This is a genomic window from Sorangium sp. So ce321, from assembly GCF_051530195.1.
Lineage (GTDB): Bacteria > Myxococcota_A > Polyangia > Polyangiales > Polyangiaceae > Sorangium.
Genome location: NZ_CP150329.1, coordinates 12,560,059 through 12,583,411, shown reverse-complemented (window position 1 = coordinate 12,583,411; position 23,353 = coordinate 12,560,059). Strand labels below are relative to the sequence as shown.

Sequence of the window (23,353 nt, the reverse complement as noted above, 5' to 3'; positions counted from 1 at the left end):
ACAGGCCGCCGGCGCAGCGCCGTCAAGGCTCGACGCGGCACCTCGCGCTGCACCCGTCGCCCCCGGCCGCGTTGCCGTCGTCGCACGTCTCGAGCCCCTCGAGCTCGCCGTCGCCGCACGCGACCGCGGGGTCGACCAGGGAGCGGCGCAGCTTCAGGTCGTTCCGCAGCGCGCTCACGCGCGCGGTGAACCCGCTCAGGTCGCTCTGGGTCGCCTCGCCGGCGCTGGCCGCGCCGATCACCTGCGCCACCTCATCGACGACCGTGAGCACGGCCCGCTCGTCCCACGCCGCGCTCGCGACCCGGGCGAGCTCGGCGTGGAAGCGCTCGTCGAGCGCCGGGATCGCGCGGATCCGGCCCGGCAGCACGGCGACGGGCGTCGTCTCGGGGTCGAACCACGCGTCCTCGAGGATCCGATCCATGCCGTGGGCGATGAACACGAAGCGCCCGTCGGCCGGGTTCTTGTAAAGGTAGTAGTTGTTCGCGCGGAACGCGTAGCCGTCCCAGTGACCGAGGAGCGCCTCGAGCGCGAAGCCCGTGATGAACCGGTCCAGGTCGAGGTGCTCGCTCACCCGCGCCTCGAGCTGCTCGTCCGGCGTGTCCCGGATGACGCCGGCCAGCGCGCGGAGCTCGGCCGCGCCCTCGTCCTCCCCGCCGTCGAGCTCCACGGCGTCGAGGTCCTCGACGAAATCGCCGCAACAAGGGCCCTCGTACAGCGCTCCCTCGTCGTTCACCTCGCCGAAATGGCGCCTCAGGAACCGCTTGTCGACAGCCTCGGTGACGACGTAGATCCCCTTGTCGACGCCGTTGAAGGTCACCACCGCGTGCGCGCTGCGCGCCGCGGGCACGCCGGCGCGGTCGTGCAGCTCCGCGCCGATATGCTCGCGCAGGAACGTCGGGTCCTGCTTGGCGCTGTTCAGCAGGAGCTTCTTGAGCCCGCGCAGCTCCGCCTCCTCGTCGAAGTCGTCGAGCTTCAGGCTGAAGCTCGGCTTGTCGGAGAGGTCCACGAGCGAGTTGCCCTTCTGCCGGATGCCTGCGCCGGTGACGACCTCGCCGTCATAGACGATGGTGCACGGGACGCGCTCGTCGAGGTCCGTGGCGAGCTGGTCGAGGTGGCCCTGGTCGACGGTGATGGCGACCGTGTGCAGCACCGTCCGGTCGAAGACCGCGGCGGCGTCGTCGCTCGCGTCGTCCACCGCGCAGCCGCTCTGGCTCGCCGCGACGAGGAGGAGGGGGAGGAGGGAGGAGGAAGCGCGACGGAAGCTCATGGTGCTCAGCCTACCGTCGAACATCGCCGTGGACCCGCGCCTTTCCATCAGGGTCGATCGCCTCGGCGGGGAGTCGCCGCCGACGGCGCGGCGGAGGTCGCCCACCTCGGTGCAGTGGCGGCGTACGAAGCGGGCTCACGGGCCCCACGGGAGCTCCTGGAACGAGGGCGCGGCGCTGCCGGCGTCGAACACGACCATCAGCGCGCCCGCCGCGAGCGAGGGCGCGAGCCCCTCGGGCTTGAGCCCCGGGAACCGCTGGACGAGGCGCGGCGCGAGGACCCCGGCCTCGGACCGATCCACCCGCCACAGCGCGCCGGCGTCGCCGTCCTCCGTCGAGGGCGTGGACGTCACCGCGAGCGAGCCGTCCGGCATGAACAGGAGCTCCGAGATGCCGCCCGGCGCCGGCCGCCCGGCGAGCTCCACGTCGACGCGCGCGCGCGCCCACAGCGAGACGCGCGCCGCCTCGAAGCGCGCCGCCTCGGCCGCGGTCCGCTGCTTCTTCTTCGCGCTCGCGGCCTCGACCGCCACGGCGCCCTCCCCGCCGAAGAGCGCGCCAGGGGAGGCGATCCGCCAGATCATCGCGTTGCCCTCCGCGTCGAGCGGCGCCTTCAGCCCTAGGTACAGCGCGCCTTGCCGGAAGGCGAGGCCCTCGATGTCGAGCGCCCGCGTCCCGCCGGGCAGGCCGAGCGCGGCGGCGCGCGCGGGGGCCGCGTCGAGGACCTCCGCCAGGTGGATCTCGCCGTCGACGCGGAAGCCGCGGCCCTCCGGGCGGAGGCGGAGGAGCGCGCTCCGCTCCGGCTTGCGCTTCCCCTTCTTGCTGTAGCTCTGGGATGACAGGAGGTAGATCTCGCCCGCGTCGCCCGCGGCGATCCCCTCGACGTCGCTCAGCTCGTCGACGCCGCTCACGGTCACCGGATCCGGCTCGACCGCGCCGCCCGCGGACATCGCGAAGAGCCACGGCGCGCCCTCGTCGCGGCGCTCGTGGCCCGTGTCGTCGCTGACCATCAGGTACCGCGACTCGCCCGGGCGCGCGAGGATGCCCGACGGCTCCAGGCGCGACCGGCCCGCCAGGGCCGGCGGCACCTTCATGAGGACCCGGGCCGACGCCGCGGGGGGCCCGGGCGGCGCGGCGGGGGCGGGCTTCGGCGGCGCGGCGGGGGCGGGCTTCGGCGGCGCGGCGGGGGCGGGCTTCGGCGGCGCGGCTGCGCCGCGGCGGGCGCCGAACGTGATGTCGAACGCCTGGCCGGGGACGAGCGCCATCGGCGTGTCCAGCGCGATGGTGACCACGCGGCCCCACGCGGGCATCTGCGGCGTCGGCCAGCAGCGCGCCGGGAGCTCCGAGACGAGCGGACCCACGGCGACGATCGAGCCCGGGATCGAGGCGCCGACGAGCTGGTCCCGGATCCAGAGCTCGGCCGCGTCCCCCTCCTGGAGGCCGAGCGCGGAGCGCTCGGGGACGCAGGCGATAGCGCGCGCGCCGGTGCGCGCGCTCAACAGCTGCACCAGGGGCTCGCCGGCCGGGACGACCTCGCCGGGCTGCCTGTCGATCGAGGCGACGCGCCCCGCGTTCGCGGCGCGCAGCACGTACCCCGCGCGCCGCTGCTCGAGCAGCGCGATGCTCTCGGACGCGACGCGCACGTCCGCGTCGAGCTTCGCCGCCATCCCGGACCCGCGGTCCCGGAGCTCGCTCCGGCGCCGCTCCGCCGCCTTGAGCTGCGCGTTGAGCAGGCTCATGGTCCGCGGCTTCTCGCCCGCGATCGCCGTGGCGGTCGCGTGCTGCACGTCGAGCTTCGTCAGGTCGCCGACGACCGCCAGCCGGTCCTCGACGAGCTGCTTGATCCTCGAGATCTCGCCGTCGAGCACCCTGGCCTCGGCGACCGCCCGGCGCTGCTCCTCGCGCTGCGCCGCGAGGTCTCGCTCGATCGACGCGCGGTCCACGTCGAGCTCCTGCTCGAGCAGGGCGAGCTCCATCTGCAGATCGGCCTCGACCTGCGCCTTCTGCGCCTTCGCGATGCCGATCTCGGCGTCGATCACCGAGGTGTCCAGCGTCGCGATGACCTGCCCGGCCGAGACCTCCTGGCCGACGGTCACCTCGATGGAGGCCACCCGCGCTGTCTCGATCGGCGAGACCACCTCGGGCAGCGCCTCCGCGAAGCCGAAGACGCGCCCGCGCGGGCTGCCGTCCAGGTGGAGCCACAGGGCGGCGCCCAGCGTGAGCACGAGGGTGAGCACGGGGCCAGCGTCCTGGAGCGCCGAGCGGAGTCGCGGGTAGCTGTACATCGATGATCCTTGCGCGGTTGTGATCACGGCGGTCGCGTCGACCGGCCGAGCGGCCCTCCAGCGCACGAGCGCGCGAGCCGCCGGCCTCCCGGCGATGGATCTCGGCCGCTAGAGATCCAGCGTCGGCTCCTGGAGCATGAGCGAGACGTCCTGCACGCCCGGGATGGCCTGCAGCCGCGAGACGAGCGGGGCCCGGAGCTCGGGCGCGCGGACGCTGATCTGGTAGGCGTGCTCCATGACGGTCCCCTGCGCGGCCTCCCGGAGCGTCACGAGCGAGAAGGTCCGGCAGTGCGCGCGGAGGACGCTCGTGAGCGCCTCGTCCGCCTCGGGCCTGGCGGGCACGGTGAAGCGGAGCAGGCCGTCCGGCTGCCGCCGCGCGCCGTAGTTGGTGAAGTGCAGGAGCAGCGACCCGCCCCCGAAGATCGCCGTCCCGATGAGGGCCGCGCCGATCGCCTGGAGCCCGCAGGCGATGCCGACGCCGAGCGCCGCGAAGACGAACATGATGTCGCGCGGATCGCGCAGCGTCGTGCGGAACCGGACCGCGCTCAGGCCCACGGCGACGCCGATGCCGGCGCCGATGCTGCCGCCGACGGAGAGCAGCAGCATGCACGTGATGACGCTGCCCATCGCCATGCTCTGCACGGTCGATCGGGCGTAGGAGAGCCCGCGGAACGTGGTCATGTAGACGACCGCGACCGCCTGGCCGAGCCCGAACGCGAGCAGGAGCGACACGAGGGCCCGGCGGAGGTCCACGGCGCTCCCCTGGGTGATCCATCCGAGCCAGTCGGTCGTCATGGCCCGCTCTTCCCCGCGGCGATCGCGGGCGCGGCGCGGCGCGGCCCGCCCCGCCGCGCCCGCCTCACTGCGCCTCCGCGGCGGCCTCGCGGCCGGGGTAGGGGCGCGCTTGCTTGATGTAGAGCGTCGGCGGCTCGCCCGGGCTCGCGTCGTCGTCGAACTTGAACTCGATGTCCATCGCGTACCAGGCGCTGTTGCCCGCCGCGGGCCCGTAAGCGGGGGAGAACCGGGTGTGGATGGCGTCGAGCGCCAGGCCGAGCTGATGGACCTGCGCCGCCGTGAGGACCGTCTGGCCCTCTGGCACGAGGCTCGAGTGGGTCAGGTAGGTGATCGGCTGGTTGGGCTGGTTGAAGAAGTGGAGGAACTCGTCGTTCGTCACGCCGGCGGGCGGGGCCACCACCTCGACGTCGCCGCCCGCCTGCACGTTGACGTAGAAGGCAGGCTGGACGCCGGAGGGGTCGAACGGGTTGTTGGTCACGGCCACGCCGTTCGCCTCCTCGTCCGGGAAATTGTGGTGCACGAGCAGCGCCATTCCGATCGTCCTGTGATCGATGCCGTAATAGGTGCGCTCATCGAAGGTGCGGAGCTTCCAGGCGCTCGCGTACGTCTTGCGGATGGCGTCGAGGACGTCCTCCCAGTCGGCCGGATCCCCTGTGTTCGAGTCGTAGCAGCCGGCGCACGGGAACCCGTCGAGATCCTCGCTGTTCGTGCTGGTGCGGAAGCGCATCGGGTGCCCCGGGTACTCGGCCTCGATCTTCGCCTTGAGGAGCGCCTGGAAGTCGGCGTCGATGGGCGCGCTCTTCATCGCGTCGCGGAGCGCCTTCAGCTTCTCGTCGCGGGTCGCGACGTCGGTGTTGAACTTCGCGTCGCCGAGCAGCGCCTCGATCTCGTCGTAGAACCCGTTCGTCTTCATGAACAGGTCGTAGTAGTAGACAGGGATCGAGAAGGCCTTCTGGATCGGGACATCAGGGGTCCTGGCCAGGATGGAGTAGTGGGCCGCCTTGCCGCCGAAGGCGAGGACGGACTTCTTGATCGCGTCCCGGAGCGACTCGCCGTCTGCCGGCTCGGGGGTCACCTCCTCGAGGTCGCGCAGATCGGTGACCGTCAGGTCCAGCTCGGGGAGCGTGACGGGCTTCGGCTTGTGCGCCTCCCAGAACGCCTCGGCCTCCTCTTCGGTGACCTCGCGGACGCTCCAGGACGACGCTTCGGCGGTGAGCTCGACCAGCTTGTCCTTCAGCGCGAGCAGCTCCGGGTTGCTCATCGCGTCGCGCAGCCCCATGTTGGGCGTGCGCCGGTTCTGGGAGAGCACGTTGACGTGCGACAGCGGCGTCTGGAACTCCTCCGTGATGATCCCCTGGACGACCGAGATGTCGTTGGGCGCCTCGTCGAGGACGACGATGTCCTGGTGGGACAGGTACTCCGAGTCGAGATCTGCCGCCTTGGCGAAGTGGAGCCGCCCCATCGCCTTGCCCAGCGAGAGCGGCTGGTAGTCGATGCCGGCGTAGAGATCGCCGGTGCTGACCACGGGGATGTCGGCGGGGAGCTTCTGCGCCTCGACCGCCACGGCCTCCGACGTCGGGTGGAAGGCGAGCTTCGACCCGAAGAAGGACGCCGCCTGGACCGCCTTGAACAGGGCGGCGATCATGTCCGCGGACGCGGTGTCGTACGGGGAGAGCTCGAGCGCCCACACGTCGGGGCCCTCGTAGTGCGTCACCGCGCCGAGGACGAAGCGGCGGTCCGGCGTGAAGTACTCGGTCGCGTTGAACTCGGCCAGGGCAGGGACGTAGGGCAGCCCGTCGCCGGAGAGGTGCTTCGATACGAAGTCGTAATGGATCCGGTAGAGCACGCTGTTCTGGAAATACAGCGCGTTCTGGTCGGCCTGATCCATGACGACCTTGACCGACCGCGCGCCGGGCAGGCTGGCGTCGACGGGCTCCGACGCGAGCGCCTCGAAGTCCGCGCCGCACCCGACGCGCTTCAGGAACTCCGTCGATCCGTCCTGGTTCGTGCCTTCGCAGACCTCCACGACCGCGCCGGGGTCGTCCGGGCTGCCGCTGCTGCTGCACGCCGCCGGCAGCAGGGCGGAGCCCAGCGCGAGCGCGAGGATGGACGTGATGCGGGTGCCTTCGTACATGAGTCCTCCAGAGACAAGTAAGCTGACCGAGGGGGGGGCGCGCGCCGGGGGGAGCCTGCGTCAGGGCGTCAGCGCGAAGCAGTAGATCCCGCCGTATCCGCCGCCGGAGCCGACGGTGGTCGTGCCGGGCAGCGGTCCGCCCTGCTCCAGGAGGTTGATGCCCGGCGCGCACCCCGCCTCGTCGAGGGACGACATCCAGTTGGCCATGTTGATGTCGCCGCCGGGGCCTCCGCCTGCGGGGAAGCCTCCGGACCCGCTGGACCCGCCGGGGCCTCCGCCGCCGGGGAAGCCGCCGCCGAAGTTCCTCGGCCACGAGTGACCGACGCGCGGCCTGCCCTCGGCCTCGGTGCCCGCCGCGCTCGTCCAGTCCTTGCACGTCGCCGTCGCGCTGTAGAGCTTCCCTTCGTCGTTGGTCCCCGTCAGGATGTCGTGGTTGTCCACCTCGGGCTGGCTCGGGTCGGGCTGGTGGTTGGGGACGCCGTCCTCGTTCGGCAGATCGTCGATGATCGCCTCGTCGGCCGCGACGGGACGGTCGTTGAGCAGCTCTTCCTTGTTGTTGGCGACCAGCCGCCCGAGCCGGTCGTACCAGGGCCCCTCGCCGATCCGGTCGATCGCGTTGACCTGATTGCCGTCCTCTCCTGCCACGGCGCTCAGGAACGCGCGCCACGTCTTGCCCCCCGCGCCCGGGAGGCTGCGCTCGGCGATCGTCGCGCAGATCTTGTCCGCGCCGCGGAGGCCGGCGCCCGGGCCCGTCTCCCCGAAGCGGAAGTCGCCCCCGAAGCCGTCCTGGGAGCCCGACAGATCCTGCATGGCGACGAGGCTCGTCACGAAGAAGCTGAACTTCTCGGTCGTGCCGCCGCCGCTCGTGGTGGTGCCGCCGCCGCTCGTCGCGGTGGCGCTGCCGCTGGTCGACGTGCCGCCGCCGCCGGTCGTGGCGCCGCCGCCGCTGGTGGTGGTGCCGCCGCCGCTGGTGGTGGTGCCGCCGCCTGACGAGCTCGACGACGTGCCGGTCGCTCCGTCGCTCGACGACTCCGCGTCCGAGCCGGAGCAGCCGACCACGGGCGAGAGCAGCGCGAGGGCGAGGGGGAGAAGCAAAGGACGATAGGTGCGTGTCATGATGTCGGTCTCCTCATCGGGTCAAGAAAGGGTCAAGCTACGTCGTCGACCTCGCCGGGGATCGGCGAGGCTCATTTGCAGGTGAGATCGGCCTGGCAGGTCTGGCCCTCGGGGCACTCGGAGGTGTCGCTGCACGAGGTGAGCCCCGCGATCACCACCGCCTGCTCGATCTGCGACGAGACCACGAGGTCGATGCGGCCGGGCGCGATCGTCGTGGAGCCCACGGATCTGCGCGTGACGATGATGGTCGGGAAGCCGGCGACGCCGAGGTCGAGCAGCTGCGTGACGAGCGACGCCGGCAGCTCGAGGGCGCCGGCGTCGTCGGCGGCGCACTCGATCATCCCCTTCGTGCCGCCGTGATGGCTTACATCGAGCTTCACGTGGATCGTGGAGATGCCGGCCTGCCCCGGCGGGGTCCACTCGAGCTGCACGGCCTGGTCGGGCTTGAGCTCGATCGCGTCGCTCAGGAGCTCGAGGGGGCTCACGCCCTTGGCCTCCAGCGTGAAGGCGCCGAAGTAATCGCCGCTCGCCTCGAGGCGGACCGGCTGGCCCTCGTCGGCGGGCGGGTAGCGGAGCTTCACGCCGGCGGGAGGCTGGTAGTTGTTCGCCGTGGGGGTCATCACGATCGACGCCTCTGCCGACTCGAGGTTCAAGCCGGTGACCGTCACGGCCCCGGCGCTGTGCGCGCTCGGGTAGGCCTGGCACGTGTCGTCCTCCACGCAGACGGCGCTGCCCCCGCAGGGCTGGTTGCAGAACGGGACGCGCGGCGTGAGGAGCTTGCAACTCCCCTCCTCGGCCTGCACCTCCCAGACGACCTGGGAGGGCGTGGGCCCGTCGTAGATCTTCCCGATCACCGACGTGCTGCCGGACGCCTCCGCCGCGGACGTGTCGGGCAGCGAGCGCACCTGGAAGGCGCCGATGAGGCGCATGGGGTCGCCCGTCTCTCCTCCCTGATCCGGGGCTCCGTCCGGGGGACCGGCGTCCGGAGCGCCGGTGCCGTCGTCCGCCTTGCTCGAGCAGCCGAGGGACAGGAGGCTCAGCACCCCGCCAAGGACGCCGGCGCGCGACGCGCCTTTGGAAAGGATTTTTACAATCGAGAGAACTTTTCGCGACATCTCGGTGATCAGGTGGTGACGTCGCGAGATGCCGGGTCAATTTTTTTTGAAGGCGTCAGCCCCGGGCGCTCACCTGCTGCCGAGCTCGTCGAGGCGCGCGCGCAGCCGCGGCGCGTGGACGCTCTCGCCGTGGCGGGAGAGGAAGTCGGCGATGGCCGCGCGCTCGTCGGCCGCTCGCCCGAGGCGGCGCAGGCACTGCACCCGCCCGACCCGGGCCTCCGCGGCGAGGGGGCCGGCGCCGGCGAGGTAGCGCTCGAAGTAGCCGAGCGCCTCCGCGGCCTTGCCCTGCTGGAGCGAGATCTGCCCGAGCGAGACCAGCGCCGCCCGCGCCTCGGGGCTGGACGGGTGCTGCGCGAGCAGGGCGCGGTAGGCCGCGCTGGCCTCGGCGCTCTTGCCTTGCCCGAGCCGGGACTGCGCGCGCACGAGCAGCGCTTCGGCGCTCATCGCGCCCTCCTCCGCGCCCTGCCTGGGGGGCTGCGGGGCGCGCTCGCGGGCCTCGACGCCGCCGGCGGCCGCAGGCCCGTTCGCCGCCGCGCCGGCGCCGCGCGGCGGCTCGCCCGCCGTCGCGCTGGCGCCAGCGGCCGCGGGCTCGTCCGCCGCGCCAGCGGCCGCGGGCTCGTCCGCCGCGCCGGGCGAGGGCTCTGCCGGCGGCGCGGGCGCGGGTAGGCCCGGCGCCGCGCGCGGCGCGCCGCTCGGATCGAGCATCTCGTTCCCGCCCGGCGCGGGCGGCGGCGCCTCTGCGGGCCCGTCGATCAGCTCCGCCGCGAGCGCGGCCAGCAGGGTCGCCGCGACGGCCACGCCCGCGATCGACCCCGCCAGCCCGCGCCGCAGCGCCGGCCGCGGCGCCGCGCGCGGCCGCGGCCTGCTCGCCGGCGCGGGCTCGCCGTGGGCGCGCGCGAGCACCCGCTCCAGCAGGGCGGCGTCGCTGAGCTCCCGGCCTTCGCCGCGCGGGTCGCCGAGCTTGCCGAGCGCCGCCCAGAGCGGCGCCTCGCCGCGGAGCTCGGGGTCGTCCTGCTCGGCGCGGCGGAGGAGCTCCGCGTCCTCCGGGCCGATCGGCTCGCCGCGCGCCTCCGCGGCGAGGATCGCGGGCAGGCGGTCCAGGTCGAACTCGGACTTTGGCGTCGCTGTCATGCTGTCCTCTTCCTGCCGACGGCGATGTCCTGGCGCACCTGCTTGCGGAGCGCGCCGATGCCGAGGCGGAGCCTGCTCTTCACCGTATCGGGGCTGACGTCGGTCATTCGAGCGATCTCCTCGATGGAGTAGTCGAGCGCGTGGTGCAGGATGATCACGTCGCGCTGCGCCTCCGGCAGCGCTTCGAGGTACGCGCGCGCCTCGCGCGGGAGGGCCTCGAACGGGGGCTGGTGCGGCGCCTGGGCGATCTCCTCGTCGATCGCGCTCTCCGGCGCGGCCGGCGCGCCGTCCCGGCGCTGCTGCTTGACGTGCCGGAGGATCGTCCGGACGGCGATGCGCCTGGCCCAGGCCTCGACGGCAGCCTCGCCGCGGTACGTCGAGGCGCCCTCGAGGATCGCGAGCAGCGCGAGCTGCGCGGCGTCGTCGGCGTCGGCCGAGCTCCGGTGGAACGCCCGCGCGATCCGGCGGACCCGCCCCATGACGTGCGTCATGAGCCAGGCCTGGGCCTGCGGGTCGCCCGCGCCGGCGCGGCGCATCCGCTCGAGGTCGAGCGGCACGGGCGCGGCGGGTGACGGGGCGGGAGCGGGGCGCGTCATGGCGCAGGCCAGGCGCGGCTCGGGCAGCGACCCGAGGTTCGCGCCAATCGCGCCAAGAGCGCGTGTCTGCTCAGCGTCCATCGCCGCGATCTGGTGCGGCGACGGGCCCGAACCGGGTCAATTTTCTTTCCGCGAGGGGTCACGCCGCCCGGGCGCTCATCGCGCGCGCGCGGCCGCCGGCGCGGACGGCAGGGCGAGGCCGAGCTCCAGCCCCATGCCGGCGAGGATCCGCACCGGATCGGGCTGGAGCGCGAGGCCCGGGTGCACGGAGGCGTCGGGCCGCGTCAGGAGGAAGTCGACGCCCAGCATGGTCTTGAGGCGCAGCCACGGGGTGAGCGGGTAGCCGAGCTCCGCGACCGGCGCGACGCTGAACAGCACATCGGTCTGGGCCTCCGGCGGCGGCAGCTGCCGCGGGGCCATCCGCGGCCATGTCGCCCGCGGCGGCCACATCCAGGGAGGGGGGTACGGCGGCCGGGGCGGCGGGGCCTGCAGCGGCTCCTGCGCCGGCGAGTCCGACGCTTGCGTGCCGCTTTGCGGGACGCGCTGGACCACATCGACGCTGGCGCGCGCGCCGACCTGCAGGTCGAGGCCGAGCGGGAGGCGGAACCGGAGCTGGCCGCTCGTGCTCACCGGGTGGCGCACGAGGTCGAAGGCGAACCGCTCGTCGCCGACGGAGGTCGAGGGGACCAGCTCGTAGCCCAGGCCGAGCACGGCGCGGTCCACCGGCGCCCAGGAAGCGCGGAGCGCGGCGGCGCTCTGCCAGGGCGCCTCCCCGCCGAAGCTCGCGCCGGAGTAGCCCGCGAGGAGGGCGAGCGTGGGCAGCCGGCCCGGCTCGCGGCGGGCGCCCTGCTGGAGGACCGCGGGCGCCCGCGGGCGCGGCGGGGCGTCGTCGGGCCTGTCAGGCGGCGCGGCGGGCGCGGGGGCCGCCTCGGGCGCGAGCGCCGCGGTGTCCGGCGCGGCCGCGGCGACGTCCACCCGGGCCATGCCGGCGACGTGGCCCTCGCGGAGCTCCTCGGCGACCGCGCCGGCGATGTTGGCGAGCGACTCGAGGGCCGTGGCGGTCTGTCCGGGCGGGACCGGGATCCGGCGGCCGTAGATCTGATTGCCGTCGCGCTCGACCACGTACAGGGCGAGCTCGCCCTTCGATCCCGCGTCGATCCAGAGCACGCCCCGCGCGTCCCACGCCTCGGCGAGCGCGCGGGCCTCGGGGAGGAGGCTCTGCAGCGCGGGCCTCGGCGCGTCGGGGTGGACGATCTGGAGGCGGACGCCGAGGGGGCGCACGTGGGCCGCGACGAGGTCGACGGCGCGTTTGTCGGTGCGGTCGGCGCTCGGGCAGGCGGCGAGGACGAGCAGCGGCTCGCGGGCGGCGCGGGGCGCGTCCGCCGCGGCGGCCGGCAGGGCGAGGAGCGCGCAGGCGGCCGCGCTCGCGGCCGTTCGGGCAGCGCGGAGGGCGAGCGCGAGCGAAGCAGCCGGCACGGGCTGCGGAAAATAACATCAACCAGGCCGGGGCACCATCGAGACGATGGCGCCTGGCGAGCTCAGGTGATGGGCAGATCTGCCCATGAACACGGGAAGGCGAGGTGGAAAAATCAATGATCTTCCCGCCTTCATGGGAGCTCGCTCGGGTCAGCGCGGGGACGGAGCCCGCATGCGACGACAGGGCCCGCGTGCGCCGATGCCGGAGGGGCGAGGCTGCCTGCGCGACGCGCTGTTCGAGCAGGCGGGAGAGCGCTCCTCGGCCCGCGGGATCGGGGCGCGCCCCCGCTGGCGCCGGGCCCGGGCGCCGCGGGCGTCCCGCGGCGCCGCCGCGTCAGCGCGCGCCGGTCGAGCGCGGGTAGCTCCCGAGCACCTTCACCATCTCGCAGCGGGCGCGCAGCCGCTCGATGGCCTCGCCCACGCGCGGGTCGCTCCGGTGCCCCTCCAGATCGACGAGGAAGACGTAGTCCCAGTGCTTCTGCCGGCTCGGGCGCGACTCGATCCTCGTCAGGTTGATGGCGGCGTCGTCGAAGATGGCGAGCACGCGGCGGAGCGCGCCGGGCTCCTCCTGCACGGAGAACACGAGCGATGTCTTGTCGGTGCCCGTGGGCGGGGCGTCGCCCGGGGCGATGACGATGAAGCGCGTCGCGTTCTCGGGGCGGTCGTGGATGCGCTCGCGCAGGAGCGGCAGGCCGTAGAGCTCGCCCGCGCCGCGGTTGCCTACCGCGGCCGCGGCCGGGTCGCCGACGGCCTCGTGCGCGGCGGCGGCGGCGGAGACCGTCTGGATGATCTGCGCGCCGGGCAGGTGCTTCGCGAGCCAGAGGCGGCACTGCGACAGCGCGTGCGAGTGCCCGTGCACCCGCGTGATGCCGCTCAGCCCCTCCGCCTTGCTGAACAGGCAGTATGCGACGTCGAGCACGAGCTCCTGCCGGATCTGGAGATCGCTCTCGATCAGGGCGTCCGCCGTCAGGGTCACCGAGCCGTCCGTGGAGCTCTCGACGGGGACGACGCCGCACGCGGCCTCCCCTGCGCGCACCGCGTCGAAGACGCCCTCGATGGTGCCCGTCTCGCGGTAGCGCGCGGCCAGCCCGAACAGGTGCCGCGCCGCGACCTCCGCGAAGGCGCCCTCCGTCCCCGGGAAGGCCACCTTCATCGGCTCCTCGAGCGACAGGCAGGCGCTCATCACCTCGCGGAAGACGACCCGGATGGCGTCGCGCGGGAAGCGGCCCGCGCCCTTCGCCTGGAGCCGGGTGAGCACGCGCCGCTCGCGCTCCGGGTCGTGGAACTGCGTTGCGTTCGCGGCGCGCTTCGTGTGCGCGACCTCGACGGCCACCTCGGCCCGCTCGGCGAGGAGCTCGAGGATCCGATCGTCGATGCTGTCGATGCGCACACGGAGCTCGTCCAGGGTCGCCATGAGCTTCTTCCACCTCGCGATGAGACTGGCGGCCATCAAAGCGCAGGGGGCGTCGCTTCGCAAGGCTCGCTTCGGCGCCGGGGACGCGCGGAACGCGCGCGACGGAGACGCGCGTCAGGGGCGAAGCGGCATCCGTGCGGGCTCGACGCGCGGAGCCGAGGGGAGAGAGAAAACCGGCAAGGGCGAAGGAGAGAGAGGGCTCCTGGCGGGAGCGATAGGGGCGGGCGTGAGCGCGATAGGGGCGGGCGTGAGCGCGATAGGGGCGGGCGTGAGCGCGATAGGGGCGGGCGCGGGAGCGATAGGATGCCAGATGCGGGATACGGCGCGCAGAAGGAATGTCGAGCGTGACCGGTTGAGGGGTGCTGTTGAGAGAGATGTCAACGGTGTTCAACGCGGCTGCGCGTCTGAATGCTGCTGCGCCGATTGGCGGGCGCAGCATGCGCGGGGATGCGGCCGGCGAGGAGAGGGCGCCCTGTAATTGCTTGTTATCGAGCGGGTGTTGACACGTTGCGCTCTGCCGTGGATACCTGGTCGCGAATTCAACGGACCTTGCGTCGGGAGTATCTCGAATGCGACAGGCGGGCTGGTTCTATCGTCTCGCAGTGTTCTGTGCGGTGGTGCTGCTGCTCGGGCGGGGGCATGAGGGCCTCGCGCTGGCGCGGCCTCTCGACCTGCCGCCTTCGCCGCAGTCGCCGCCGAGCGGCGGAGTGGCGCTCTCCACGATTCCCTTGCGGCTGCCGAGCGACGGTGTCGGGGGCCTGTTGCTCGGGCCTCGAGTCGACGCGCCGCTGATCGAGGACGTGGGGGCGCCCTATGGAGAAATGGTGCTCCCCGACCAGGCGCGCGTGGTGGCGTTCGAGGGCGCCGTGCTGGAGATCCCCCAGGGCGCGGTGGACGAGCCGGTCCGCATCACGATCCGCCCGCTGCCCCTGGGCGAGGTGCAGCCGATGGGGCGCGCGATGGTCAATGTCACGCCCGGCGGAAAGGCCTATCGCTTCGGGCCGCACGGGCTCCGGTTCAAGAAGCCGGTGCGGCTGACGCTGCCTTATGACGAGCACGCGATCCCGCCGGGGATGACGGCGCAGCACGTGATGGGCTTCTATTTCGACGAGGCGCTCGGCACCTGGCAGCGCGTCGAGCGGGAAGGCGAGGCCGCGAAGGGCAAGCTGGCGAGCCTGACCGACCACTTCACCGATTTCATCAACGCGACGCTGGCGATGCCCGACGCGCCGGGCGCACGCTCGTTCGATCCGAGCAGCATCAAGGGGCTCGCGCTCGGCAGTCCGTTCGCCGGCGTGGCGCTGATCGCGCCGCCCGAGGCGAGCTCGAGCGGCTCGGCGCATCTGAGCCACCCGATCGAGGTCCCGCCGGGGCGCAATGGTATGCAACCGTCGATCGCCATCGGCTACGACAGCGAGCGCCGCAACGGGTGGCTCGGCGTGGGCTGGGACCTGCGGCTGTCGAGCATCGAGATCGACACGCGCTTCGGCGTCCCGACGTACGCGACGGACGAGGAGCGCTATGCGCTCGATGGGAGTGAGCTCGTGCGGATCGGCGACGCGTCGAGCGAGCCGCAGGTTTACCGGCAGCGGGTGGAGGGACGCTTCGCGCGGATCCTGCGCCACGGGACCGGGCCGGACAGCTATCACTGGGAGGTCACCGACAAGAGCGGGACGACCTATGTCTACGGGCGCAGCGCGACCGCGCGACTCGACGATCCGGACCCGAACCGCCCGCGCAACGTGTTCCGCTGGTACCTGGAGGAGGTCCGCGACACGTTCGGCAATCAGATGCTCGTCCGCCATGCGCGCCGGGCTGACCCCGCGGGCCCGGCGCCGCGCATCGAGGTGCACCCCGAGCGCATCGAGTACACGGCCAACTCGTCGCAGGGCGTCGAGGCGGCCTATGCCGTCGACTTCATCTCGGAGGGCGGACGCCTGGACGTGATGCTGAACGGCAGGCCGGGCTTCGTGGAGCAGACCAGCGAGCGGCTCAGGCGCGTGGACGTGCGGTTTGGCGAGACGGTCATCCGCAGCTACGCGCTCGAATACACCCAGGGTGATTTCGGCAAGAGCCTGCTCCAGGCGATCGCGGTCCGCGGCAAGGGGAGCCGCGACGCCGACGGGACGCTCACGAGCGAGGAGCTCTATCGCCATGCGTTCGAGTACTTCACGGCGCCGCGGACGGCGTCCGGGCAGCCCGCGGCGTTCGCGGCCGACGCCCAGACGTGGGGACAGGTGGGGTCTCAGAACGGCCTGTCGCGCACGGAGGACTCGACCTTCGGCGGCAGCGTGTCGGTGGGGCTCCTCGGCATCGTCAGCGTGGGCGGCGGCGGGTACAGCGGCAACCAGACGACGCGCGCCAGCCTGCTCGACCTGAACGGCGACGGGTTGCCCGACCTCGCCAGTGACGGCGGGGACGCGCTGCGCAACCTGCTGCGCCTCCCCGACGAGGATCACTTCGATCCGTTCCACTTCAGCGGGCTCGACGCCGACGATCTCGGGCTCACGGACACCTCGGGATGGAGCGTTCACGCGGGCATCAACGTGGGCGATGCGCTCAGCGCGTCGGCGGCGTACACGCGCAGCCGGGCGGAAGACGAGCGGGTCGTCTCGGATCTCAACGGCGACGGGTTCCCTGATCTCGTGTCGGTCGGGGACGTCGGACAGCTCCAGGTCGCGATCAACGATCGGCGCGGCGGGTTCCAGGGCGTGAGGGACTGGGGGAACATCGATAACGGCGCGCCGCCGGGCCGCGCGGACTTCGCGCTGGCATCGCGCGCGGACTTCCATCCGGCCGACCCGATGCTCCGGTGGACCGCGCCGTTCGAGGGGGACGTCCGCATCGGGGGCACGCTCCAGAAGCAGGAGGCGGGGGGCGACGGGCTGCGCGTGGAGCTCGTGCGCAATGGGGAGCTGCCGCCGCTGTTCAGCCACGCCTTCGGTCCGGACGAACTCGGGCCGTGCACGGTGGGCGCGGGCGATTGCGGGGGCGCGCCGCTCTCGGTACACGTGCTCGCGGGCGATCGCCTCTACTTCCGGGTGAGCGCGGCGCCCGAGATCGACCCGGAGCGGGTGGTGAACACGGCGTCCGACCTGCTGTCGTGGAGCCCGTCGATCACCTACGAGGTCAGCGAGGAGCTGCTCGGGCAGGTGGGGCCGGACGGCCGGCCCATCCATCGGTTCGAGTACAGGGAGGACCATCGGCTCGGGGGACGACCCGAGGTGCCGTGGGTCGCGTCGTCGGACGGCCTCGTGAGCATCACGGGCGATCTGGTGAAGGGGTCGACGAGCGATGAGCTGCGGGTCTCGATCGCGCGGGAGAGCGAGGGCGCGTTCCACAGCGTCATGGACGAGGAAGTCGTGAGCGCTGATGCGGGGGTGCTGGCGCTCGCGGGGCGTCTCCACGGGGACGCGGACGGCCTGGTCGAGGTGAAGGAGGGCGATCGGCTGTGGTTCCGGGTGAAGTCGGACGTGCCCGACGACCCGGCGCGCATCGCATGGGCGCCAACGGTCGAATACCGGACCTACTGCCGCGCGGATCGGCAGACGGGCGAGCGGCGCTGCGGGCCGGTGCAGTGCGCAATCCAGCCGAACGGGCGCGCCGGCTGCAAGCTGGACAGCGACACGGCCGAGGACGCGGCGATGCCGGTGGCGTTGATCCAGCAGCGGCCGTACGTGGCGATGCCCGTGCAGCGGTGGACGCCGGGGACGCGGCGCACGCCCTGGATCGCGACGCACACGGGGACGGCGCGGCTGGAAGGAACGGTGGTGGTGCCGGGGACGAGCACGTTGGCTCAACCGCTGACGCTGCTGGTCCAGGGCGTACACCGGCTGCTGCACAAGCAGTCGTATGTGGCGCCGAGCATCGCCGGAACCGCGTTCCCCTTGGCGGTGGACCTGGAGGTGCAGGCCGGTGAGCCGATCTACGTCTCGCTCTACTCGAATGGATCGCCCGGGAGCAGCGCGGGCCTGAGCAGCGCGGCGATCGACGGGGTGGCGGTGCCGGTCGCCCTGCTCGTGCCCGACGCGGCGTCCGAGACGCTGATTGACGGGGCGCCGCAGGATCCGACGGCGGGCGGGTTCCACGGCTGGTCGATCGGCTTCATGAACGGAGACCGCGCGTTCTCCGAGGCGGACATCCTGTTCCCGACGCGCGACCCCGAGCGCGGCTTCACGCTCGCGGTGCCGCTCTCGCCGGAGGGAGGCGCGCCGGTGTGGGGCGCGGCGGCATCGGAGGCGTTCGTGGGCGGCGACCGGGTGCTGCCGTCGGTGGTGGGGCGGCTCTCGGGGCGGCCGCAGCGGGGCAGCGTGCGGTATGCGGAGACGTGGAACGCGGAGCTCACGGCGGGCGCAGGCCCCGTGGGAGGAGGCTACAGCTTCGGCAGCACGACGACGGATCTGGAGCTGATCGATCTGAACGGCGACCGCTACCCGGACAGCGTCACGCGCGCGGGCGCGGTGCTGAACACGGGCAAGGGGTTCGGTTCGAGCGCGTCGTTCTCGCTGCCGGACGCGCTGCGGCGGGTGGAGCACCGGACGGTGCGGCTGAGCGGCGACCTCGCGTCGCTCACGTTCAGCGCGGGGAACGAAGAGGAGCAGACGCTCAACAAGACCGACAGCCGGGGGCGCTCGCAAGGATACCTGCGCACGAGCTTCAGCGCCGGGACCAGCTACGGGTTGTCGGCGGCGCACGTGGAGCTGCTCGACATCAACGGCGATGGGCTGGTCGATCAGGTGACGCAGAACCCCGAGAGCGGGCAGATGACGGTGGCGCTGAACCTCGGTTACCGGTTCACGGACCCGGTGCCGTGGCAGCGGGACGGATTCAACAAGGCCGGCTTCAACGCGGGCGCGCTGAACGATGCGCTCGGCGAGGTGCTGGGCTTCTTCACGGACGCGGCGGGCCTGGAGGCGGTGCGGCTGGAGGACACGGGCGCGCAGAGCATCGGGCTCGGGGCGAACGCAGGCGGCTCCAGCGGCGGTGTGAGCGCGAGCGTGGGCGCGGGGATCGGATACACGCGCACGACGGCGCGCACGATCGTGGACTTCGTGGACGTGAACGGCGATGGGCTGCCGGACAAGGTGATGAAGGATCCGGCGGAGACGTCCTTCCGGGTGCAGCTGAACCTGGGCGACCGGTTCGCGGCAGAGGAGCAATGGCCCGCGGGCAGCTGGGAGGTGGAGCTCGATCCGCGGGAGTACGCGTTTATGGGCAGCGGCGATGCGGTGGGCTTCCGGCGGTCGGAGAGCCACGACGGCAGCGTGTCGCTGCAGGTCTGTTACTTCGTCTGCGTCGGCGGGTCGGTCTACTACTCCGAGGGAACCGGCGCGTCGCACCTCGGGTTCGAGGATATCGACGGCGACGGGCTGGCCGACCACGTGCTGAAGCGGGAAGGCGACAGCGCGGTACGGGCGCGGAGGAACACGATCGGCAAGGCGAACCTGCTCTGGCGGGTGCACCGGCCGCTGGGGGGCAGCGTCGAGATCGACTATCGGCGCGAAGGCAACCTGGTCGTGCCGAGGGAGGTCCCGGGGAATGCGCCGGTGGACGAGAGCGGGCTGCCCGTGGATGATGCGGGGACGGAGATCGACGATCGCACGGCGGCGGTCGACATGCCGTCGAGCCAGTGGGTGCTGAGCGATGTGGTCGTGCACGACGGCCTGGAAGGCGTGAGCGGCGCGCACGGGGTGCACACGTACCGGACGCGCATCGAGACGTACGGGGACGGGGTGTACCACCGCGACGAGCGCGTGGATCTCGGCTACAGGCGCGTCGCGACCACGGCGCTCGGCGAGGACGGCGTCGCCGCGATGTCGATCGAGGAGGTCGAGTACGAGAACGAGGACGTCTACCGGCGTGGGCTGGTGGCGCGCTCGACGCTGCGCGACGGCGACGGGATGCTCTACACGGTGGAGGAGGTCGATTACCTGCCGGTCGACCTGGCGCAGATCGCGGCGAACGGGTGGTTCTTCCCGAGGGAGACGGAGCGCAGGGGCGCGTTCTACGAGGGGACCACGGACGACCCGGAGGCGGTTCACAAGAGCACGCGGGAGACGCGGTTCTTCGACGACCTCGGGAACCTCACCGACGTGTTTGCTTACGGCGAGGAAGGAACGGCGGCGGACGACGTGCACCACCACGTCGAGTACGAGCAGGACGACGCTCCTTACTTCGTGAAGCCGAAGCTCGTCCGGACGGCCGACGCGGAGGACCGCGTGCTGCGCGAGCGCACCGCGACGTACTGGCCCGGGACAGGCGCGCTCGAGACGCTCACGAACGTCATCACCGGGGGCAAGCGGCCGGACGGCTCGCCGTATGCGGCCGACGAGGCGACCTGGCACTTCGGTTATGACGAGCTGGGCAACCTCGAGACCTTCACCGATCCGAGCAGCTACACGCTGACCTACGGCTACGACGCGGTAACACAGAGCTACCGCACGTGCGTGACCGACAGCTTCGGATACCGCTCGAACAGCGTGCCCAACCCCCTGTTCGGCACGGTCGCGCAGGAGACGGATCTCAACGGGCACACGATGGTGCACCGATACGACGACTTCGGCCGGCTGATCGGGGTCTGGGGACCCGGCGATCTCGCGGGGGAGGAGGCGATTCCGGTCGGATGCACGCCGGGCAAGATCTGGAGCGAGGAGGACCTCGACGGAGAGGGCGAGCCGGCGATCGGGTTCGAGTACGCGCTCCAGCCGGATCAGTCGGCGGCGCTGCCGGCGTGGGCGAAGACGAGCCACAAGGACGAGGAGCACCCGGGCGATCCGATCGTGACGGTGACGTTCGCGGACGGGCTCGGGCGGGTGATCCAGACCAAGAAGGACCTGGAGCGCGACACGGGCACGGGCACCGAGATCGGGATGACGGTGAGCGGCGCGGTGGCGTTCGACGCGCTCGACCGGGTGGTGGAGCAGGGACAGCCGGTGTTCAGCGCCGAGCCGGACACGACGTTCACGGCCGTGGAGATGCTGAGGGCCACGCGCTTCCAGCACGACGTGCTGTCGCGGACGCGGCTGGTCGAGGTGCCGGACCCCAAGGCAACCGAGACGGAAGAGCACGCGCAGACGTGGGTCGAGCGAGACCTGGTGCAGTTCGAAGGGCAGCTGCGGTTCCAGGAGACGGTGATCGACGCGAACGGCAAGTCGCGTAACACCTACCGGGACGTGGGCGGACGGATCGCGGCGGTGGAGGAGTGGAACACGATCGCCGGTGCCGAGCAGCAGATCGTGACGCGGTACGAGCACAACCCGCTGGGCGAGCTGGTGCGGGTGACGGACGCGCGCAACAACGCGACGACGGCGACGTACGACACGGTCGGCCGGATGGTGGAGCTCGTGAGCCCGGACGCGGGCCGCACGGAGTGGCGGTACGACCTGGTCGGGAACCTGCGCGCGAAGCAGACGGCGGAGCTCGGGCTACGCGGTCAGCTGATCCGGTACGAATACGACTACAGCCGGCTGAAGAAGATCGACTATCCGGTGACGCAGGACGTGGTCTACACGTACGGCGCCGCCGCGGAGGCCGGCGACGCGCAGGGCAACCGCGCGGGGCGGTTGAGCCAGGAGACGAGCGCGGCGGGGACGCGGAGCTACCGGTACGACCGCTTCGGCAACGTGGCCGAGCTCGCGGCGGAGTTCCCGCGGCTGCGCGAGCCGCACCGGGGGCCGTACCAGGCAACGCTGAAGTACGTGTTCGATTCGCTGGGTCGGATGCAGGAGATCCACTTCCCCGGGAGTGGTGAGGAGATCGTGCGCTACGGTTACGACCGCGGCGGGTCGGTGGTCTCTGTGGTGGGGGAGAACCAGCGGGTCAATCCGCAGCACCCGGACGAGCCGATGACGACGGAGTACCTGCGGCACATCGGGTACGACGAGTTCGGGCAGCGGGTGCGGGTGGTGGCGGGCAACGGCGTCGAGACGAAGTACCGGTACGAAGAGTCGACGCGGCGGCTATCACATGTGGACGCGGACCATCAGACGCCGCAGATGCGGTCGATGGGGCGCGCGCCGCGGGCGTTCCAGCGGCTGCGTTACGAGTACGACCTGGTGGGCAACGTGCTGGGTCTCGACAACGAGGCGCCGTTCGACGAGTCGCTCGGCGGGGCGGTCATGGTCGGGAGGACGCAGCAGCGGTTCGCGTACGACGACCTGAACCAGCTGACGGAGGCGTCGGGGATCTACCAGGAGCGGGGGAACGAGCAGCAGCGGTACGCGCTGGCCATCGAGTACGACGTGCTCGGGAACGTGAAGAAGAAGGGGCAGGAGGTCGCGCGGTACGTGCCGAATGGCCCGGGGCAGTGGCGGCTGGACCAGCCGATCCGGGAGAGGACGTACCGGAACGAGTACCGCTACACCGGGCCGAGGCCGCACGCGGCGAACGAGGTGGACGAGTTCGTGCCGGCAGAGACGCAGCCGCGGCTGCGGGAGCTGTTCTACGACGCGAACGGCAACCAGAACGAGTGGAAGTACCGCAGGAGTCCACAACGCGTCTTGAGGTGGGACGAGGACAGCCGCCTGGTGTCGGTGAGCGAGAACGGGCAGGAGCTGTCGCGGGCGCTGTACGACGGCGCCGGAGAGCGGCGCGTGCACCTGCACCGCGTCGCCGGGGAGGAGGAGACGGCGTACGTCGACCAGCACCTCGTGGTGCGCAACGGAGTGGTCGCGACGAAGCATCTGTTCGCGGGGGAGACGCGGATCGCGAGCAAGATCGACGCCGACTGGTTCCAGGAACCGCCGGTCTTGTACTACCACCCGGACCAGCTCGGGAGCACGCAGTACGTCACCGACCAGGACCAGCAGCTGAGCCAGCACGTCGAGTACCTGCCGAGCGGGGAGCTGTGGGCCGACCAGACGGACTCGCGGTTCCAGAACCGGCAGCCGTACCTGTTCACCGGCAAGGAGCTCGATCTGTCGACGGGGCTCTACTACTACGGGGCGCGGAGCTATGAGCCGCGGCTCGGGGTGTGGCTGAGCCCGGATCCGGTGCTGGCAGAGTACATGGCCGGCAGGATCAACGGTGGGGCGTATCGGCCAATCAACCTGGGACTGTATACGTATGCGTCCAACAACCCTGTGGTCCTAGTTGATCTGAACGGGCAGTTCGACGATGCGACTCGGAAGTTTATTGCCACCGTCCTTGTCGTTGCAGCGGCCGAACCGACGCCAGTCGGAGAGGTTGTCGTTGCTGGTATGGTCGTTGTAGGATCCATAGGCTACGCGGGCTACCTGATCTTTGATGCTGCTGCGAACGGGAATACCCCCAAGCCGCCCGAGTCGTTCCCCATACCCGAGGACACACCCCAGGACGCCGCGGCGCCATCGCCGCCGTCACAGCCACCGCCGCCAGCAGGGGGTGGGGGTGGGGCGAAGGAGCCTCCTAAGCCTGCTGTAGCTGCGGCGGCGGAGCCACCACAGAAGCCGTCGAAGAGGCAAGGCGAGAACTCGAGCAGAGCAGCATCGAAGATCGACCCTACGAAGCCTGCAAGAGAGGTCCTACCAGGAAGCCTGCGACGCGAATTCCCCGGCCAGCACCTGGACAAGTCTCTGAACGGCATCAAGGATGCCCTGCGCACGGCGAGTGGTGCGGAGAAGAGAACCCTTCAAACTGCCAAGAAAATACTTGAGCAATCGGAGCGTCTTCTGGAGAAGACGAAGAATAAATGAGTGGTTGGTATTCGGTGTGCATGCTCTTTGAGTCGGAGGTCGACGACCAGTCTTCCGAAGAGCCTTTGTGCGAGGAGAGTATTCGGCTAATAAAGGCGGATGATATTGATGCGGCCAAGATGGTAGCAGATTCGCTTGGGGTCGAGCTGGAGCATGCATATTCTAATCCCGATGGGAAAACGGTTCGATGGGTATTCAAGGGAATTGTCGATTTGCAGGATTTGTGTGAATCCGAAATTGTGAGTGGAGTCGAAGTCTTTTCGCGGATGTTCAAGAAGGGCCAGCTCGGCAGGTAGGCCCGCTGCAGAGAACGCGCTTCCGAACCAACTCACCGCTCGTGGCCAAGTCGGTGGTCGAT

Annotated in this window: 12 protein-coding genes; 2 read left to right on the top strand and 10 right to left on the bottom strand. The window is 71.6% G+C overall.

Going from position 1 to position 23,353, the window contains the following annotated elements:
• Window positions 1-22: 22 nt before the first annotated feature.
• The 10 genes from WME89_RS46665 to pheA all read right to left on the bottom strand — a co-directional run bounded on the left by WME89_RS46665 (window position 23) and on the right by pheA (window position 13,324).
• Entirely contained in the window at window positions 23-1,267 is a 1,245-nt protein-coding gene (locus WME89_RS46665) for a CotH kinase family protein (protein WP_438006012.1), read from the bottom strand.
• Between the two features lie 135 nt (window positions 1,268-1,402).
• Window positions 1,403-3,547, bottom strand: coding sequence for an HlyD family secretion protein (locus tag WME89_RS46660; protein WP_438006011.1), 2,145 nt, complete (start codon window positions 3,545-3,547; stop codon window positions 1,403-1,405).
• 108 nt (window positions 3,548-3,655) lie between these two features.
• The gene (locus WME89_RS46655) at window positions 3,656-4,342 is read right to left on the bottom strand and encodes a DUF4956 domain-containing protein (protein ID WP_438006010.1); all 687 of its coding nucleotides are present in this window, start codon (window positions 4,340-4,342) and stop codon (window positions 3,656-3,658) included.
• 64 nt (window positions 4,343-4,406) lie between these two features.
• Entirely contained in the window at window positions 4,407-6,476 is a 2,070-nt protein-coding gene (locus WME89_RS46650) for a PEP/pyruvate-binding domain-containing protein (protein ID WP_438006009.1), read from the bottom strand.
• A gap of 60 nt (window positions 6,477-6,536) precedes the next feature.
• On the bottom strand, window positions 6,537-7,592 hold the full coding sequence (locus WME89_RS46645; RefSeq protein WP_438006008.1) for a hypothetical protein: 1,056 nt from the start codon (window positions 7,590-7,592) through the stop codon (window positions 6,537-6,539).
• 71 nt (window positions 7,593-7,663) lie between these two features.
• The gene (locus WME89_RS46640; RefSeq protein ID WP_438006007.1) at window positions 7,664-8,707 is read right to left on the bottom strand and encodes a hypothetical protein; all 1,044 of its coding nucleotides are present in this window, start codon (window positions 8,705-8,707) and stop codon (window positions 7,664-7,666) included.
• Between the two features lie 69 nt (window positions 8,708-8,776).
• Window positions 8,777-9,838 (bottom strand): tetratricopeptide repeat protein, encoded by a 1,062-nt coding sequence (locus WME89_RS46635; protein ID WP_438006006.1) that lies wholly within the window; start codon window positions 9,836-9,838, stop codon window positions 8,777-8,779.
• Window positions 9,835-10,434: an RNA polymerase sigma factor gene (locus WME89_RS46630; RefSeq protein WP_438006005.1), complete on the bottom strand. Its 600-nt coding sequence runs from the start codon at window positions 10,432-10,434 to the stop codon at window positions 9,835-9,837. The genes WME89_RS46635 and WME89_RS46630 overlap by 4 nt, the downstream gene beginning before the upstream one ends.
• A gap of 156 nt (window positions 10,435-10,590) precedes the next feature.
• Window positions 10,591-11,910: a hypothetical protein gene (locus tag WME89_RS46625; protein WP_438006004.1), complete on the bottom strand. Its 1,320-nt coding sequence runs from the start codon at window positions 11,908-11,910 to the stop codon at window positions 10,591-10,593.
• Window positions 11,911-12,244: 334 nt separating this feature from the next.
• Complete coding sequence (gene pheA / locus WME89_RS46620; protein ID WP_438006003.1) at window positions 12,245-13,324, bottom strand: prephenate dehydratase; 1,080 nt, start codon at window positions 13,322-13,324, stop codon at window positions 12,245-12,247.
• A gap of 569 nt (window positions 13,325-13,893) precedes the next feature.
• On the opposite strand from pheA, the gene WME89_RS46615 reads away from it, so the two are divergent.
• Together WME89_RS46615 and WME89_RS46610 are read left to right on the top strand one after the other, a co-directional pair.
• Complete coding sequence (locus WME89_RS46615) at window positions 13,894-22,995, top strand: SpvB/TcaC N-terminal domain-containing protein (RefSeq protein WP_438006002.1); 9,102 nt, start codon at window positions 13,894-13,896, stop codon at window positions 22,993-22,995.
• A complete protein-coding gene (locus tag WME89_RS46610; RefSeq protein WP_438006001.1) occupies window positions 22,992-23,291 on the top strand; it encodes a DUF4288 domain-containing protein in 300 nt (99 codons plus the stop codon). The genes WME89_RS46615 and WME89_RS46610 overlap by 4 nt, the downstream gene beginning before the upstream one ends.
• Window positions 23,292-23,353: the final 62 nt, after the last annotated feature.

What these genes read in the sequence shown, in the direction of transcription:
- WME89_RS46665 (WP_438006012.1), bottom strand. Translation starts at nt 1,267, where the DNA reads ATGAGCTTCCGTCGCGCTTCCTCCTCCCTCCTCCCCCTCCTCCTCGTC.
- WME89_RS46660 (WP_438006011.1), bottom strand. Translation starts at nt 3,547, where the DNA reads ATGTACAGCTACCCGCGACTCCGCTCGGCGCTCCAGGACGCTGGCCCC.
- WME89_RS46655 (WP_438006010.1), bottom strand. Translation starts at nt 4,342, where the DNA reads ATGACGACCGACTGGCTCGGATGGATCACCCAGGGGAGCGCCGTGGAC.
- WME89_RS46650 (WP_438006009.1), bottom strand. Translation starts at nt 6,476, where the DNA reads ATGTACGAAGGCACCCGCATCACGTCCATCCTCGCGCTCGCGCTGGGC.
- WME89_RS46645 (WP_438006008.1), bottom strand. Translation starts at nt 7,592, where the DNA reads ATGACACGCACCTATCGTCCTTTGCTTCTCCCCCTCGCCCTCGCGCTG.
- WME89_RS46640 (WP_438006007.1), bottom strand. Translation starts at nt 8,707, where the DNA reads ATGTCGCGAAAAGTTCTCTCGATTGTAAAAATCCTTTCCAAAGGCGCG.
- WME89_RS46635 (WP_438006006.1), bottom strand. Translation starts at nt 9,838, where the DNA reads ATGACAGCGACGCCAAAGTCCGAGTTCGACCTGGACCGCCTGCCCGCG.
- WME89_RS46630 (WP_438006005.1), bottom strand. Translation starts at nt 10,434, where the DNA reads ATGACGCGCCCCGCTCCCGCCCCGTCACCCGCCGCGCCCGTGCCGCTC.
- pheA (WP_438006003.1), bottom strand. Translation starts at nt 13,324, where the DNA reads ATGGCGACCCTGGACGAGCTCCGTGTGCGCATCGACAGCATCGACGAT.
- WME89_RS46615 (WP_438006002.1), top strand. Translation starts at nt 13,894, where the DNA reads ATGCGACAGGCGGGCTGGTTCTATCGTCTCGCAGTGTTCTGTGCGGTG.
- WME89_RS46610 (WP_438006001.1), top strand. Translation starts at nt 22,992, where the DNA reads ATGAGTGGTTGGTATTCGGTGTGCATGCTCTTTGAGTCGGAGGTCGAC.